Origin of the sequence: Sphingomonas sp. Ant H11, from assembly GCF_000797515.1 — a bacterium.
GTDB lineage: Bacteria > Pseudomonadota > Alphaproteobacteria > Sphingomonadales > Sphingomonadaceae > Sphingomonas.
Genome location: NZ_JSBN01000026.1, coordinates 16,287 through 30,741, shown reverse-complemented (window position 1 = coordinate 30,741; position 14,455 = coordinate 16,287). Strand labels below are relative to the sequence as shown.

Here is a 14,455-nt window from a genome sequence, read left to right as displayed (position 1 = left end):
TCATTCCCGAGGAAATCTCGCACCTTAGAGAATCGCCGCTGCGAGTGCGGCGGCTAGTCCCGCGCGATCATCTCCTGACACGATTGCGGCATCGCGGAATGGCTCGTCAGGCAGGCGAGATATGCCTTCTGGTACGAGCAAAACTGAACGGGGACTAGGGTGCCCTTGCGGCCAGAAGGAAGCGAAGTCGTACAGATACCCAAACAGCTTATAGATGCTGTCGCTGACATAGCGCTCGTTGGCGGTCCTTTTAACCTCCACAATGACGAAGCGCTGTCCATCGGACCGGTCATAAATGATCGAGATGTCGGGCCGTCGCGCGGTTCCGGTCACGCCGCGATGAGCAGCCACGACACCTCGGTAGCGATCCTGTGACCGCACGGCAGCGGAAGGGTTCTGGTCGAAGATCACCCGCAGTCTTCCGTGCTCATTTCTAAAGGCGGCAACGTGCCCACGCCCGGACGTGACTAGCCCGTATTCCTCGGGTTCTCCGAAACCCAGTTCCTGGGCGATGACATCGATGACGAGCGTCAAGGAATAGAGTTCGAACATGTCGTCGTCGGACACCGGCTCCAGCCAGCCAACGGCCAGCAGCATCAGTGTCGCGTACCATCGCGACTCCTCGGAACTTGATTTCAGTCGGGCTCTCGCTTCCGCGAGTTCGGCCGCCTTTCGGTACTCCGGATGGCGGCTCCTGCGCGCTGCGGAGATCATCGCGGAAGTAAGGTACGGCGGGACCGCAAGCTGTGACAGCCAATGATGCGCGGCCGCCTCTTCGCATCGCTGAAGAAGGGTGACCAGTGCGGCATGAGGAGAGGCGCTGCTGGAGCGGCGTGCCAGATCTCTAACCGAACCAATCAGATCATTGACGAACCAGCGTAGCAGTTCGTTTTCCGGCAGCGAGAACGATCGATGCGACGTCCGAGAATGGTACCGGCCGATCGGCAGCATGCCTGCCATTCGTGAAACAACAGTACGGTCCCATCGCGGATTGCCCCTCAATCCGGGGCCGACAATCTCGTCCCGGCTCTCCATCTCGTTGGCCAGGGAATCGAGAAGTCGAGGTAATTGGGTCTGCGCAAATTCAGTGTAACCGCCCGACAAAAGATCGACCATATCGGCAAGCAAGCCAATCTCATGATCGCCGCGCAGTTTTTGCAGGAAATCCGTGAGGCCGGCGAGATCGATCGCGTCCGAACTCGCCCCTTTGACCGATGCGCCCAAGCTGGCCAGATGCCGGTAGGGATGGTCAGGTGCGCAAACAAAATCGCGCCATTCGGCGCGACTGAATGTCACGGCGAAACGCCCGTCCAAACGCCGAGCACCGCGGCCAAGCCGTCCGCGTCCGGAACGTAGGATGTAAGCACCGCCAAGATGTCAGAGTGCTTGTCAGGACGTCCCTGGAACTGCGGAACCAGATACGACTCGATCGCCGAGGCGGTAATCTCTTCGCTGCCTCTGGTCGGCCAAGATATTGCTTCTGAGACACCGTGCCGTATCATTGCGAGCGGAATACCGGGTCCGAGCGGCAATCCGATCGAACCGAGGCCGGCTGCCCGATCCGGAAACAGCTCGACAAGGCAGTTTTCCAAATGGCTCAGCCGCGCCCGCACGCTCGGTTCCGCTCGATCCAATTCCGCCTTGAGAATGGAAATGTAAATTTCCTTCTCTGGCAGGTCGATCGGGATAAAAGCGAAACGCCGAATGAACGCTAGAGAAAGGCGCTTTAGGCTGGCTTTATCGGCATCGTTCATCGCACCGATGAGACGCCACCAGTCGGGCACTTGGATGGCATCGATGTCTTCTTCGACCAAGCCGGTCCCGATCTGCAGGCGGACCCGGCGAAAACCAGACTCAGAGCGACGGCGGTAAGGGAGGGTAACGGACTTGCCGGTCAAAAGTGTGAAAAGCTCACCGAACGCCTTATCGATATCTGCGCGATTGATTTCGTCAATGATGAGGCAGCGTTGCTGCTCAATCGCCCCGACGACCGCTCCGGGCAGAAAGTCTAATCGGTCCTCCGCCGACGTCTCGGACGGCACGGGAAAATAGCCGCCGATCGTCTCAAACGTCGTCCATTGATCGGTCGCCGGCACTGTCCAAGATGGGAACCCGGCGAGCTTGCAGACTGCTTCGGCAAGCGTCGTCTTGCCGGTGCCGGGAGGCCCGGTGAAAATAACGTGCATACCGGAATGGAGGGCGGCGATAGCTCGCATTACCGGCTCTCTTAGGCCGCGCAAACCGGCGAAATCGTCGAGCGACTCTTCCGGAACCTCCCAACTCCCTGGGGCGGCGATTTCATGGAGAATGCCGGTCGCTTGATCGCCATCATTCTCAAGCGCGTCCCCCTTCGATTTCGGGGCAGGAGAGAACTTCGCGAGTAACGCAAGTAAGGCTTCGTTCTCGATCGGAGCGTCCGAAAGCGGTAGGTCTCCGATGTGCGCGACATCGTCCCGCGTGAAGACAGAGTTTGGGCCAATCAGGCCGTCACGATCCAACTTCAGGGCGTCGATCGCCCGTTCCACCGCGTCCGACACGCTATCGATCTGATCGCGCCGAAAGAGCCAAGAAGCCAGCGCAGGCAGCGAAATCGCGGTTTTACCGGCCGTCGCCGGGTTGGATATTATTTGAGCTACATAGTCTGGGCGGAAGAACCACCGCATTTTATCGCCAGACGGCTGGGCGAACACCGTTGAGCGGTCCTTGCGCTGGCGTTGGAGGCTACTGCCGGCATAGCCGTCGTCATGCCAGCGAGGCTTTCCCCCTGCGTCGCCGAACGGGATAAAGTACGGTTTTTCACTGGGTCCGAGTTCGGGCCGGAAGAAGTTCGCCATTAAGGCGTTTTTCCTGCTTCGACCCGAACTGGACCGCGCCCGCCCCATCGTCGCTGACCGGAACGTCCGCCCTGAGCATCGCCAAAAGGCTGACGAGCGACTGATGGCCCGTCTCGGCGAGGTACGCTAAGCCGCGCTCGATCTGGTCAGGTGAAAAGTACGGCATCGGGCCTCATGCAGCTAACGCTTCGGTCGGCTGACCTTTGGGCTTTTTTCGCGCGCCGTGAAGCTTCAAAATTTCTGCCTCGGAAACGCCGTGATCGACGACGACGGAATCTCTCACAGGCTCAACCTCGATCCCGAAGGCGTCTTGCATAACGGCGGGATAGATTGCCTCGGCAATCGCCTTCGCTAAGAGCGGGGGCACCGCATTGCCGATTTGCTGTCGGATCTGTGCATGAGAACCCGAAAATACGAACCGGTCTGGAAACGACTGAAGCCGAGCCGCCTCTCTCAAAGTGATCGTTCGAGCCTGCGAAGGGTGAATGAACGCGCCCGTCGTCGCCTCGTTGAATTTGGTCGTTATCGTATAGGTCGGCAGATCGTCCCGCAGCCTCTTCAACAAGGTCGTGGCATCGTAACGCCTTATCTTTTTAAAGCGATCCGGTAGCACGTCATCCGATAGGTCGCGCCAATTCTGCCCTGGCTTCAGTGTCTGCGACGCTACGCGATCGAGTACAGACAAATCGGCGGCGGCGTGCTGGCGCACGACTTCGGAGCGACGCGCATTTCCCGCTGATAATCGGTTTTGGGCTTGGCCCTGTATGCCTTGCTATCGATCTCCTTCCCCTCAGCCACCTTGGGCAAATCGGAGCAGGCATCAGCGAATGTCACGTGAGAAAGGAGGCCTTCTTCCCGTCCGTGGCCTATGCGCGAAAGGTGCGCGAATGGCAGCGAGAATCCTTTCCAGAGATTCACATCGCCATGCGTCGGAGCAGGAAGAGAGATGTCGGAATTGGTCCGATTACCCACAAACACCAACCGCCGCCGGAGCTGCGGCACGCCGTAGTCGGCGGCGAGCAAGATCATCGGAACGAGCTCGTAGCCGATCTCGCGGAACGCTTGCACGATCTGAAGCGCAACCTTTCCGTTCTCGTAAAGGAGGAGGCCCGGAACGTTCTCGAACACGATCCAGCTCGGCTGAAGGCGATCAACGATATCGGTATAATTGATGAAAAGCCGGTTGCGCGGATCGGAATGATCGCGACCGGACGACTTGCTAAGGCCGCCCGATGTGCTGAACCCCTGACATGAGGGGCCGCCGACGATCACATCCACACCGGCAAAGCGCTTCTCAAAATCGTCGAGATCGGGATTCCGGAGATCGGCTAGAACGCCGACTGCCCCTGGAATATTTGCCTCGAACGTTTCGATGGCGGGTGCTGAATAATCCACACCCCCCAAGATGCGATACCCGGCTTGTCGGAAACCTTCCGCGAGCCCACCGGCACCGCAGAACAGATCAAGAACTGTGGGCACACCGTCTCCGTGCGGCCCGCTAACCGTTTTCGTCATAACACTCTACCCCTACCTTGGCACGGAATACAGCTCCGGGTTGGAATCAACCCGCGAAGCATCGTCGTGCTCATCAGCGACCGCCTTGGTGTTCCACATCTGTTCCGAAGACAACCCAAAAAATGCATTTTGCCGACGGTTTGCCTCGTTTTGGCGACGAAACGAGTCGGTCAGCTGTTGACCGGGTAATCCTCGTGCTCTGGATTGCCCAACAGTGAAGCAATGAGATCGCCAATCCGCTGAGCGGCTTCCACGGCATCCGCGTCGTCAAGGTGGGCGTAGCGCGCGGTGCTTTTGACAGAGCTATGTCCGAGTAGCTTACCGATCATCGGCAGCGTTTCGGACATCGCGGCAGCGCGGCTCGCGAAGCTGTGCCGAAGGTCGTGGAGCCGCATCGCGCCGAGACCGGCCTCCTGCCTCACTGATCGCCAAAAACCTGTCAGGTCGATGCGTTTGCCGGTTTTCAGGCCACGGAACACAAGTTCGTCGGACTTTCCACGAGGGAAGCGATCCAAGACCGATCGCGCTTCTTCGCCGAGCCAAACGGTGCGCGCGCCGGTCTTGCTATCAGCAAGCTTCAAACGTTGCCCTTTGACCTCGCCCCATGTCAGGCCGACGATCTCTGAATAGCGGCATCCGGTAAGCAGCAGCATCGTAAGCGCCGACGCGTGAACGGGGCTGGCCTCGCGCCTGCCCTCGATCGCCCGCCCAAGGCGCTCAAGCTCGGCCTGGCTCAAATGGCGCTCTACTTTGCGCCCCCGAAATCGGTGGATCGCCCGGCACGGGTTTGAACCTGCCGGGCGCTGTTCCCATTCTTCCGCTCGGTTCAGCATCGTTCGCAGGATGTCGAGCACACGATTAGCTGCGCCCGGGCCTGCGCTGTCGGCGACGGAGGCATACCAGGCCGTCACGTCGCTTTCGTCGATGGTGTCGATGGTCTTGCCGGGGAAAGCGCCGTCGAGATGATAGCGCCGGTACTTGTCGTGCGCGATGCGAGTGGACGGCTTCCACGAAGCTGCGACTCGCTGCCAGTACAGATTGAGAAAACGGTCGAATGGCGGCAGCGAGCGGACCCGCTTACGATCGTCGGCGGGGTTTTCGCCGACTTGGGCTCTCAAGATCACACGACGGGCGACGCCGAGCGCGACGCTATAGGAAACGAATGCCGCATTGCAGATGGTAATGGTCCGCAACGTGCCGTGCATCCGCATCTGCACGATATAGACGCGCCTACCGGAGGGATAGCAGCGCGTCCCAAACCCAGGCTGCTTGGCTGACCACTCGGTGAAGCGCTGCCGGCCGAGCCGCGATCGCTCGCCGGGATGGTCAACGCCGACCGCAGCCAGTTCCTGCGCGAGGATCGCGCGTAGCGTAACAGCGTTCACGACCGCAGCCCCAAGGCGGATGCAATCGAGCCGGAAACGCGCGAGGCAGCGTCGGCTATAGCCGTGTCGGCGAGATGGGCATAACGCGCCGTGGTCTCCGGAAGCGCGTGGCCGAGTAGCTTTCCTACGCGGGCGAGCGAAACACCGTTCATGATCCCGGTCGAGGCGAAGCTATGCCGCAAGTCATGCACGCGCACGTCGGGGATTGCAGCTCTTCGTCGGATCGTCTCCCAAGCCTTCGGCAACAGATTTTTCCGTCTGATTGCCCCAGGGAAGACGTCCCCTCCTCCCTCCCCCTTCCTCGCATCAAGGACGCTCATGGCCTGCCGGTTGAGATAGAGCCGCTTCGGGCCGGTCTTGCTGTCCGGCAGATGCGCGTAGGGAGGGTCGATCCAGTCCCATTGCAGACCGATGATCTCCGAGCAGCGGGCCCCCGTGAAGATCAGCATTCGGATCACGGCGACAGCTTCAGAATGGACGGTCTCATAATCGGCAAGGACCGTTCCGAGGCGACGAAACTCCTTGGGTGTGAGGTAGCGTTCGGAAAGCTGCCGCTTGTAGCGCGGGATACCCCGGCACGGGTTCGAACCTTTCTGACGATAGCCGAGTTTCTCGGCATAACCGAGCATCGCGGCCAAGACAGGCAAGTCGCGATTGAAGGTGCCCTGCCTCTCGCGAAGCGAGTCCTTCCACGCCACAACGTCCACTCGCGTGATGGTGCCCATGTAACGGCGGCCGAAATAGGGAACGAGTGTGCCGTCTATTGCCTGCCGGTTGCGCCTCTGGGTCGAGCTTTTCCAGTGTCCTGAATAATCCTTCCAGAACTCGGAGACATAAGCGGAGAAACGCGGAACGTTACGCTCGGCGCGAGACTGCCTCGTGGGGAGGCCGTCCAGCGCATTCTGCGCGAGGATGACACGGGCGGCGCGTCGCGCGTCTGGCGCGCTCATTCCCTCGGGATCACCAAGGGTGATCCGCCGCGTGGCCTTGCGCTGCCGTAGCTGAACGATCCAACGTTTGCGGCCTGACGGGTACACGCGGAGGCCGAAGCCCGGCAGTTCCCGATCCCAGTAGAACCCTTCGGCCACCGCTGCCCGGCGGGCGAGATTGCCGTCCGGAGGGCGCTTATCGTCTGACGCAAAGGCGCTGGATTCGCCCAGCAAAGGGGTCAGATCTGGAAGCAAATGGCCACTACGTTTCGGGCATTTCGCGGTATCGTCTGTTGTATCGCGAGGCCCTATGCCGTTGTTATTGCTGCATTCTGTTTCTAAGGAATGCACCTTGGTGCGTAGGGTGTGCATATCCTCAGAGACCGATACCCTGTCCCTGGGCTGTCTGGCGATGTCTGCTGGGGTGCCCGTTACCGGGGCCGGCTGGGGACCGCTCCGCCTACGGGCGGAACGTGCATAGCGTCTGCTGCGAAGCAGTCAGGCTGCGCGATCGGGGACGGGCAAGCGAGCGATGCCCTCCCCCATGCGCGCCGGGACTTTGGTCCCGAAGCGCGCATCAATAGGGGCCACCGGCCCCATTGGCCAGGCGAGGATCGTAACCCGGCAGGGCGGAGACAAGGCAAACGCCTTGGCTCCGTGAGCTTTGATCCCGGCGTCCGTCCAGGACGACGGGATCTCTAGCGAATAGAGCCGTCATCGGGCGATGAGCCCGATGCGCCCCCACCTTCACCTGCTTCTTCCGGCGCGCTGTAATCGCCGTTATAGTCACGGTGTTCACAGCCCGATTAGCGTTGAACACGAGGCCCATATGGCAAAGACACTGGAACAGGAGCGTTTGGCGTTCGAAGAGGATGCGCGTCGGCTGGAAGAGCGGCGCAGAAGGCTCGAAGAAAAAGAGCGCGAGCAGGCCATTTTGACGGTCGAAAGATCAGGCTTGCTCAAGCTCGAGGCCAAACGGCTGGCGGCCCTCACCGACCGGATCAAGACCCTCGGAATCGAGGCAGTCGAGAAGCGGCTGGCAGCCTGACCCTGACCCGCCGCGCCAATGGCGCGGCACGGACATGGGGGGTTCGATGCCCCCCATGTCCGTACCTCTCCCAGCAAAAAAAAGGGAGAGGCCGGAGCCCCTCCCCTGATCCTTTAGAACTCGTCGGACATCCGGCCCGGGACCGTGTGGACCACCCGGTCGATGAGCGTCATCGGCAGCGCATTGTAGTCGCCTTCGTCGATGGCGACGTAGCGCCCGGGCGCGTCCTCGATGACGTGCTGATCGAAGAAACTGTGCAGAGCGCGACGCTCGGCGAAGGCCAGCGCGGCGAGATAGTTGGCGGTGTCGGCATGGGCGGCGGTCGTGATGATCTGCATGTTGTCCTCCTGTCGTCTTGAATGACAGGGGAAAGGTCGTCGTTGAGGGAGCCGCCGGGTCAGGGACGCCGGCACAGCCGGCGCCGCGTAGCGGCGGTGGGGGTCACGATTTTCTTCGGCGGCCACCGCCGCCGAAAGGAAGCACTGCCGCTCGCTCCGCCGAAGAAAATGGTGGGGCCCCGCCGTCCTTGACGCGGTGGCTCCCTCAACGACATGTTCGGAATTCTGTGAGAGATTTTATCCTCTGATGGGGGCGCACCGGCTGCCATTTGCGCGTGGCAACCTGAACTTAAGGTGCGACACCTACGGTAGCGCCGTGAACGAACAGGTTTCTATTGCCGCCGGCGACACCGTCGTGTGGGCGAGTGTCCATGAGGCGGTCAATGCATGGCGCGGCCGCTGCCTGAACGCGTTTTCGCGCGCCGAATATGCCGTGTCCGAGGCGCTGGACCGGTTGGCTCAGGACGCGGAGCGAGGAGCCTGGTAAAACTCCCTCATCTGGTAGGCCAGCGCTTCGAGGCATTGGCTGCTGCGATCGCCCCGGACGGCCCGTTCGGTGACGGCGCGGCCACGGTTCTCAAGACGCTCCAGGCATTCCGTGACCATGACAGCGTGCGCGCGCCGCTTTGCCACGGCCTGGGCAAGATCAGCGTCGATCAGGCCGGTCGTTGGACTTTGGTCGTGCGGATGACGTCGTTCAAAAATCGGCGTGCGGAGCGGACCATGTTCGTCTGGGAGGAAGAAGAAGCGCGCCACCTGGCCGACCGAATTCATGCTGACGCGCAGCGCCTCCAGTCCAAGCTCGCCCTCCTATCCCCGAATAACGAACGCACTCCGGCCGGTAGCGGTTGCGGCTCGATGAGGCCCGCGCGCGGGATTGGAGATGGTGAGAAGTGACCTTCTGGTTGGTTCAACCAAGGCGCTGTGTTAGGCCCGAGAGGCGCTGCGGACGGCGGCGCCGGGACTGGTAATCCCGTCGAGTACGGCAACTCGGTGTGGTCTTCACGCCGGGGTGCCTGCGCATATGTCCAGGTGCCTCGGCACTAAAAGCGTAGGCGCATGTCTCGACGTGTTACCAGCCCCGGCTCCCGCGCCCAGCGCGCGGGAGTTGTCTGGGAAGGCGCACCAGCACTGTTGCGACATGAGCGTGCCTCCGAGTTGGCGATATGGAACATCACGAGAAGGACTCGGCCGTCACCCGGGCGGTGGCACTGGCGCTGATGCGGCAGGCTCAAAATCTGCTTCAGGACGTAAAAGAAGAAGCGAGCGTCACGCAGCTTCAACGCGCGATCGACACGCTTCTGCGGAAGCGTCCGGATCAAGCTCCCGGCGCATCTTGAAGCGCGCGCCAGGCCGGATTTTCCAGAACGCGAAAGGGCGGCAGGTTCGCACCTGCCGCCCCGTCGTTCATTTCTTTTTGCCGCCCTGTTTGAGGGCAGTGATTACAGCCGCGAGTCCAAACAGGATCTCTGCGAAATTGTGCCATTCCATCGCTTTGACTTCCAGCGATGGGGACGCGCCCCCAGATTGAAGGGGTAATACGTTGCAACGCGCTTGCTCGGTGTTTTGAGAGGCCGAACCTCTATGTTTCCATGTTTCGCTTTTGGATCTGGGTTCGCTGTTTGCTGGTTTTTCGGGTTCGCTGTTTGGATCTGAGTTTTGCTGGCTGTTTTTCGGTTTGCTGAGTTTTGCTGGTTTCGAGTTTTCGGTGTCGCTGGTTCTGATTCGCTGTCCATGGAAGGGCGTGGCCACGCCCTTATAGGGAAGATCGGGACAGGTCGGGTCGATTTCAAGGCTTGAGACAGGCGGGCAAAAAAAGGGGCGCGCCAGCGTTAGCGGCGCGCCCTCCTCGTCGGCGGGTTTGGACGGAGGCTAGGCCCATTCCAGCCGCGAAGTGTCGTCGGCATCTGCGGTCGCGAGCAGCTGATCGAGCTGGTCGAGATAGGCCGTCACGCCGTGCTCGGCGGCGCGGCGCGGACGGCCGGATTGGCGAGCCGGGCGCGCACCGTATCGATCGGGATTTCGCCGACGCTGTCGGGGCGAAGGCCAAGGCCTTCGAGCAGTGCGAACGCATTGGCAGAGGCCAGGTCAAGCTCGAGGCCCATGTCTGATGTCAAGGCGACCGCCAAGTTGATCGTGCCGCTCTCGTCGACGCGGTAGACGCTCACCCGTCGGCAACGAAACTGCGCTTCCTCGACAACGCTGATGACGTCGGTCTGGAAGTCGAAGATAACGGTCACCGCAGCGAGCGCCAACGGGCAGACCCGCGCTTCGAAATGATAAGACAGGAACGCGTCTTCGGCCGAGTCAGGATCGAGAAGCGTGGTGCCGGTTCGCTCGCTTTCCTCGCGAAGGAACGCTCTGAAGGCAGCCAGTTGGCGGGCGTTGATGGCGGCGATCGGACGCGGCTGATCGTCGGCGGCGGTAGCTATGCGGAACGTGATGGACATCTCGTCCTCCCTCGTTGGAACCGCTCGCTCGCTCCTCCTCTTCTTTATCCGTCTCGGGGGGTCCGGGCACTTCAGCGCCCGTAGAAATCATTCTCCAGCGACCGCTCCACACTAGCGAGCATGCCGGTCGCCCAATCACCAATGACGCAGTCGGCGGTCCAGGCCTTGAGCGGCGCCTTGAAGCTGCTGAGATGCGGATTGAGCGACCCGCCCCAAGAGCTGGGATAGATGCGTTCGCGAAGGGCCTCGCGGAAACGCTTGCGGCCGCCATAGAGCTTGGCGAGCTGTTGCAAGGCAGGATGCCAGGCGAAGACTTCGCCATTTTGCTCAAGGATCGGGAAGAAGGTGAGGAGGAACCCGATTCGGGCATCCGGATCGGCCTTCACCCAATCGAGCATGAGCTTTAGCGGTACCTCGAACAGTGCGCCGGCGCCGGTACGCGTTTCGTCATAAGCGAACGGCTTGGCCGCCGAGACGATGGCATTCAGGCGCTCGCGTTCAACGCGGGTCGCGATCTCGTAGAAGCCGGCCAGGACCGGCCAGACTTCATCCGGTGCGTGCCTGACGACCATCGCCAGCCCCACGCGCAGCGCGTCCGAAGGACGGCCGTAGCGCGCGCCCGTCGTGCGGCAGGCCTGTTCGATCTGGAGGGCGACGGCGCGCGCAAAAATCTTGTCGATCGCGGCGGACGCTTCGAGCGCTTGGAACAGCCGGTCGTAATTATACTCCGAGTTCGCCGCATGGCCGTCGCTATCATCGGCGATCGAGGGCGAAAGCAAGGCGAGCTTCACCAGTTCGATCATCTCGGCCGACGGTGCCTTGTTGTCGTGCAGGAGGAGCGAGAGGATTTCGAGCGCCGCCCATCCGCCGCCGTCTTCACCTCGATCGAGCAACGCGGCAATGAACCGCTCGAGCGCGGCCATGGAGACCTGCTCGAGGCGCCTGCCATGGGAAATCACCGTGCTTTGGCGGGGCGAGACCTTGCCCTCGCGGACATCCGTGGCGAACTCGTCCAGCCGGTCGTCGGTGACCCGCAGCGACGTTGGTATATAGATCGGGTTCGCCGCGAAGATCTCGGATGCTCGCGCCATGCCGACGAGCTTTTTGACATCGTCAGGCCGTTCGGTGAGCCGCTTGTCGAGCGCTGAGAGGAGCGTCCCGACGAAGTTCACGCCTTCATGGTTGCCGCTGGCATCGAGCGCGCGGACCGCGTGCTCGAACGCAGACACCGGATCGGGCAGATGGTCGGCAAGGGCGACAGCAAAGGGGCCAGGCGTGTTCAGCTTTTGAGTGGCGAACGCCTCGATCGCGCGGAAGCGTTGGTCATCATCTCCGGCAATGCCGGGCGCGAGCGTGGCCACAATTCTGGCGGACCGATCATAATCGGGTCTCTCCTGGTCCTGTGCGTAGCGCTTGTCGGGATCGTGGAGGTCGGACATCCAGAAACGGCTATGGAGCAGGGCCTGGTCGACGGGATCTCTGGGGAGCGTCGCGTCGTAAAGGGCGCGCACCGCGCGCGAGAACTTGGTCGGCTTTTCCGTGCTGTCGAAATAGAGCCAGTCGCCGATGCTCTTCGTGGCGCGGAAATAATGGCCGGCGCCCGCGACGACCTCGCGCACGAAAGCGTCGATCGCCGGGAGAAGCTCAGGCGCGAGCAGGTTGCGCAAGTCGCCCGCGACATGCTCCTCGATCGCCGCGCGCAGTTCCGGGGCTTTGCCCCAGATTTCGCGCAGACGCTCCAGCGCCCAGTTGAAATAGGCGTACATCGTGCTCTGGTCGGGCGGCCTCCATTCGGGACGAAAGGGCTCGGCGCCGGTCTGCTCGAACTCCGCAGAGCGGGTGAGATAGGTCTGGATCATGCCGCCGAGCGCCTCGACGCCGGCGCGCCGAATGCGTGGGTCGTCTTCTTCCAGCGCCTCCTCCAGCGCCTCACGGCGATGACGATCGTCAGCCTGTGTTCCGGCCGCCGCGACCTGGAAGATCTGGCGTAAAAGACTGACGATCGGCGGCGAACCTTCGGTCTCGGCGACGGCAGCGAGGCGCAAGATCATTCGAGCGGCAGCCCAGAAGCTGTCCTCTCGGCCCGCGAGAAACCGCAGGGCGTCGATCAGCGCGTCGGTGACGGGGATCGCGGCAAGATCGTCGAGCGGCGGTCGGCCAATGGCGTCGAAAAGTGCTCTGGCGATGCGATCGGGCTCGACGCGGACGACGGCCGAAAGATAGGCCGCCGCGTCGGGATGCACGATCTTGTCGTCGGCGAGGATGCCGCGCAGGAGAATGTTGATGACCGCGCTCAACGTCGGCGACGGCCTGAGATAGCGCCACCTTGCGAGCGTCGCATCGCGGTGGTGCGGCATCGCCCGATCGAGAAAGTCGACTAGAGTCGAAGATCGCAGATACTCAAGCCGCCTTCGACCGAGGAAATCGGCGATCGGCCGGGGCTGAGCGTTCATCGCGCCATAGTTGCGACCGACCAGATGCTGCCCTGCGGCGATGACGAGATTCTCGTACATCAGCTCGCCCTTCATGTGGACGAGCGTCTCGGCGATGTCGTCGAAATCTGCCGGATTGTCGTCGGGCGAGAGCTTTTCGAAGAGCGAGAGGCATTCCAGAGCGCGGATGGTCTCGCGGTGGGCACCGGCGGCGTGAAGCATCTGCTGGGCGACATCGTCGGCCGACTTGAGGATGCTCCTCTTCCCATAGGTTTCGATCGCCAGCACGGCGATCCTGGGGAAGCCGTCGCAGAAGTCTGTAAGATAATCGAGTTCGTCGCCTTTTGCTTTGGGAAGGCCGGCCTTCAGGATGGCGCGAATGGTGGAACGATCGGCCTGGTTGGGCCGGATCATCACGCACTGATCGTCATGGTCGATGCCATCGGCGCCGAGGGTGATGATGCGAAGCTCGCTGTCGGCCGCGCGCGCGATCTCGTTGAGGCGGCGCGCCTCTTCGAGCGGGCAGCCATCGACGACGAGGACTGCGACGGAGCGCTCCTTGACGATCTGGTTGGCGACCTTCCACAGGTCGTCGCGCACCTCACGATAGTCGCAGAAGATAAAATTGGCGGCGGTCGAGCCCCCGCGCAGGCCGGTGCTGGTGCTGAGGGCGTGATAGAGCGACCGCGTCTTGCCGATACCCGAGGCGCCCCAGATGCGAGCCGATGTCCGAGGCTGGTCCAGTTCGTCCGCCAGGCGCTCGGCGAGCTGCGAGAAGTCGATCGCATCGGCGGTTTGAGGCCCCAGCGAGAACCGGCGGTCGGGGCTGTCGACGAAGGGCGGCGTCGTTATGTCGGCGCGCGTCCCCCAATGATCGAGCGTGGAGAAACCGGCGAGGTCGATCCTGGCGTTGATCTGCTTGATCCAGACCGCGACGGCGGGGTGTGTACTGGCCCAGGCGGCAAGCGCGTTGCCCTCATAGACCTTGATCGCCGCGAGCTTGTCGGGATTGCCACCGGCCAAGATGATACCCTGCCGGATCGCCTCGACGCGGTCATCGGGCTTGGGGTTCACAAGCGGCTTGGCGGTTATCCCGATATAGCTGCCGCCGCGGTCGAGCGCGCCCTGGACGGCGTCGCTCAGCGCCTTTTTCTCGATGCGCGGCGGTTGGGTCGGCTTCGTCCAGACCTCGCGCTTCCATTGTGCGTCGCCGCTGTCCTTGGCTTTGCACTGGAAGACGATGTCGCGGCCCGGGAAATAGTCGGTCGAATCCTTGCCGCCCTCCCAAAAGATGCTTCCGTCCTGGCCGCCATCGGCCACCGTGATCTGGAGAGGAACCTCGACGCCCCGCAGCGGAACGCCAGCCTTGCGGGCTTCCGCATAGAGCAGGCGGCGCAGCAGCCCGACGAGCTGGTCGCCCGTAAAGTCTTTGATTTCGTCGGGATGGATCGTGAACATCCCTCCCTCCTATCGTGACTGCTGCGCCGGCGAAACGAAAGGTTGTTCCACGACCGAAGGTCAGTC

Annotated in this window: 14 protein-coding genes; 4 read left to right on the top strand and 10 right to left on the bottom strand. The window is 62.0% G+C overall.

From position 1 onward, the window contains the following. Positions 1 to 24 precede the first annotated feature (24 nt). From NW75_RS06255 to NW75_RS06225, 6 genes are all read right to left on the bottom strand, one after another. A complete protein-coding gene (locus tag NW75_RS06255; RefSeq protein WP_137903282.1) occupies positions 25 to 1,296 on the bottom strand; it encodes a hypothetical protein in 1,272 nt (423 codons plus the stop codon). Then, positions 1,293 to 2,834, bottom strand: coding sequence for an AAA family ATPase (locus NW75_RS06250; RefSeq protein ID WP_197057728.1), 1,542 nt, complete (start codon positions 2,832 to 2,834; stop codon positions 1,293 to 1,295). The genes NW75_RS06255 and NW75_RS06250 overlap by 4 nt, the downstream gene beginning before the upstream one ends. Positions 2,835 to 3,006: 172 nt before the next feature. Next, entirely contained in the window at positions 3,007 to 3,543 is a 537-nt protein-coding gene (locus NW75_RS06240) for a DNA cytosine methyltransferase (protein ID WP_052192261.1), read from the bottom strand. Then, positions 3,498 to 4,313 (bottom strand): DNA cytosine methyltransferase, encoded by an 816-nt coding sequence (locus NW75_RS22755; protein ID WP_197057727.1) that lies wholly within the window; start codon positions 4,311 to 4,313, stop codon positions 3,498 to 3,500. Before NW75_RS22755 ends, NW75_RS06240 begins: the two co-directional genes overlap by 46 nt. A gap of 206 nt (positions 4,314 to 4,519) precedes the next feature. Then, positions 4,520 to 5,734, bottom strand: a complete 1,215-nt coding sequence (locus NW75_RS06230; RefSeq protein ID WP_033964337.1) for a tyrosine-type recombinase/integrase — start codon at positions 5,732 to 5,734, stop codon at positions 4,520 to 4,522. Beyond that, positions 5,731 to 6,897: a tyrosine-type recombinase/integrase gene (locus tag NW75_RS06225; protein WP_231564997.1), complete on the bottom strand. Its 1,167-nt coding sequence runs from the start codon at positions 6,895 to 6,897 to the stop codon at positions 5,731 to 5,733. The genes NW75_RS06230 and NW75_RS06225 overlap by 4 nt, the downstream gene beginning before the upstream one ends. A gap of 595 nt (positions 6,898 to 7,492) precedes the next feature. On the opposite strand from NW75_RS06225, the gene NW75_RS06220 reads away from it, so the two are divergent. Next, complete coding sequence (locus NW75_RS06220; RefSeq protein WP_010405780.1) at positions 7,493 to 7,711, top strand: hypothetical protein; 219 nt, start codon at positions 7,493 to 7,495, stop codon at positions 7,709 to 7,711. A 113-nt stretch (positions 7,712 to 7,824) separates the two neighbouring features. Here the strand turns inward: NW75_RS06220 and NW75_RS06215 are convergent, their stop codons facing one another. Continuing rightward, on the bottom strand, positions 7,825 to 8,049 hold the full coding sequence (locus NW75_RS06215) for a hypothetical protein (protein ID WP_010405781.1): 225 nt from the start codon (positions 8,047 to 8,049) through the stop codon (positions 7,825 to 7,827). Positions 8,050 to 8,365: 316 nt separating this feature from the next. Here NW75_RS06215 and NW75_RS06210 point away from each other — a divergent pair, with 316 nt between their 5' ends. The 3 genes from NW75_RS06210 to NW75_RS24315 all read left to right on the top strand — a co-directional run bounded on the left by NW75_RS06210 (position 8,366) and on the right by NW75_RS24315 (position 9,389). Continuing rightward, positions 8,366 to 8,536 carry a hypothetical protein gene (locus tag NW75_RS06210; RefSeq protein WP_156142976.1) on the top strand — a complete coding sequence of 57 codons (171 nt, stop codon included), beginning with the start codon at positions 8,366 to 8,368 and terminating at the stop codon, positions 8,534 to 8,536. A 35-nt stretch (positions 8,537 to 8,571) separates the two neighbouring features. Next, positions 8,572 to 8,946, top strand: coding sequence for a hypothetical protein (locus NW75_RS06205; protein ID WP_033964335.1), 375 nt, complete (start codon positions 8,572 to 8,574; stop codon positions 8,944 to 8,946). Positions 8,947 to 9,215: 269 nt separating this feature from the next. Next, positions 9,216 to 9,389 (top strand): hypothetical protein, encoded by a 174-nt coding sequence (locus tag NW75_RS24315; RefSeq protein ID WP_154651314.1) that lies wholly within the window; start codon positions 9,216 to 9,218, stop codon positions 9,387 to 9,389. Positions 9,390 to 9,456: 67 nt separating this feature from the next. On the opposite strand, the gene NW75_RS24310 is transcribed toward NW75_RS24315, so the two are convergent. The 3 genes from NW75_RS24310 to NW75_RS06195 all read right to left on the bottom strand — a co-directional run bounded on the left by NW75_RS24310 (position 9,457) and on the right by NW75_RS06195 (position 14,389). Further along, positions 9,457 to 9,801: a hypothetical protein gene (locus tag NW75_RS24310; RefSeq protein WP_137903286.1), complete on the bottom strand. Its 345-nt coding sequence runs from the start codon at positions 9,799 to 9,801 to the stop codon at positions 9,457 to 9,459. 197 nt (positions 9,802 to 9,998) lie between these two features. After that, positions 9,999 to 10,499, bottom strand: a complete 501-nt coding sequence (locus NW75_RS06200; protein ID WP_331386010.1) for a hypothetical protein — start codon at positions 10,497 to 10,499, stop codon at positions 9,999 to 10,001. Positions 10,500 to 10,570: 71 nt separating this feature from the next. Beyond that, positions 10,571 to 14,389, bottom strand: a complete 3,819-nt coding sequence (locus tag NW75_RS06195) for a hypothetical protein (RefSeq protein ID WP_010405784.1) — start codon at positions 14,387 to 14,389, stop codon at positions 10,571 to 10,573. Positions 14,390 to 14,455: the final 66 nt, after the last annotated feature.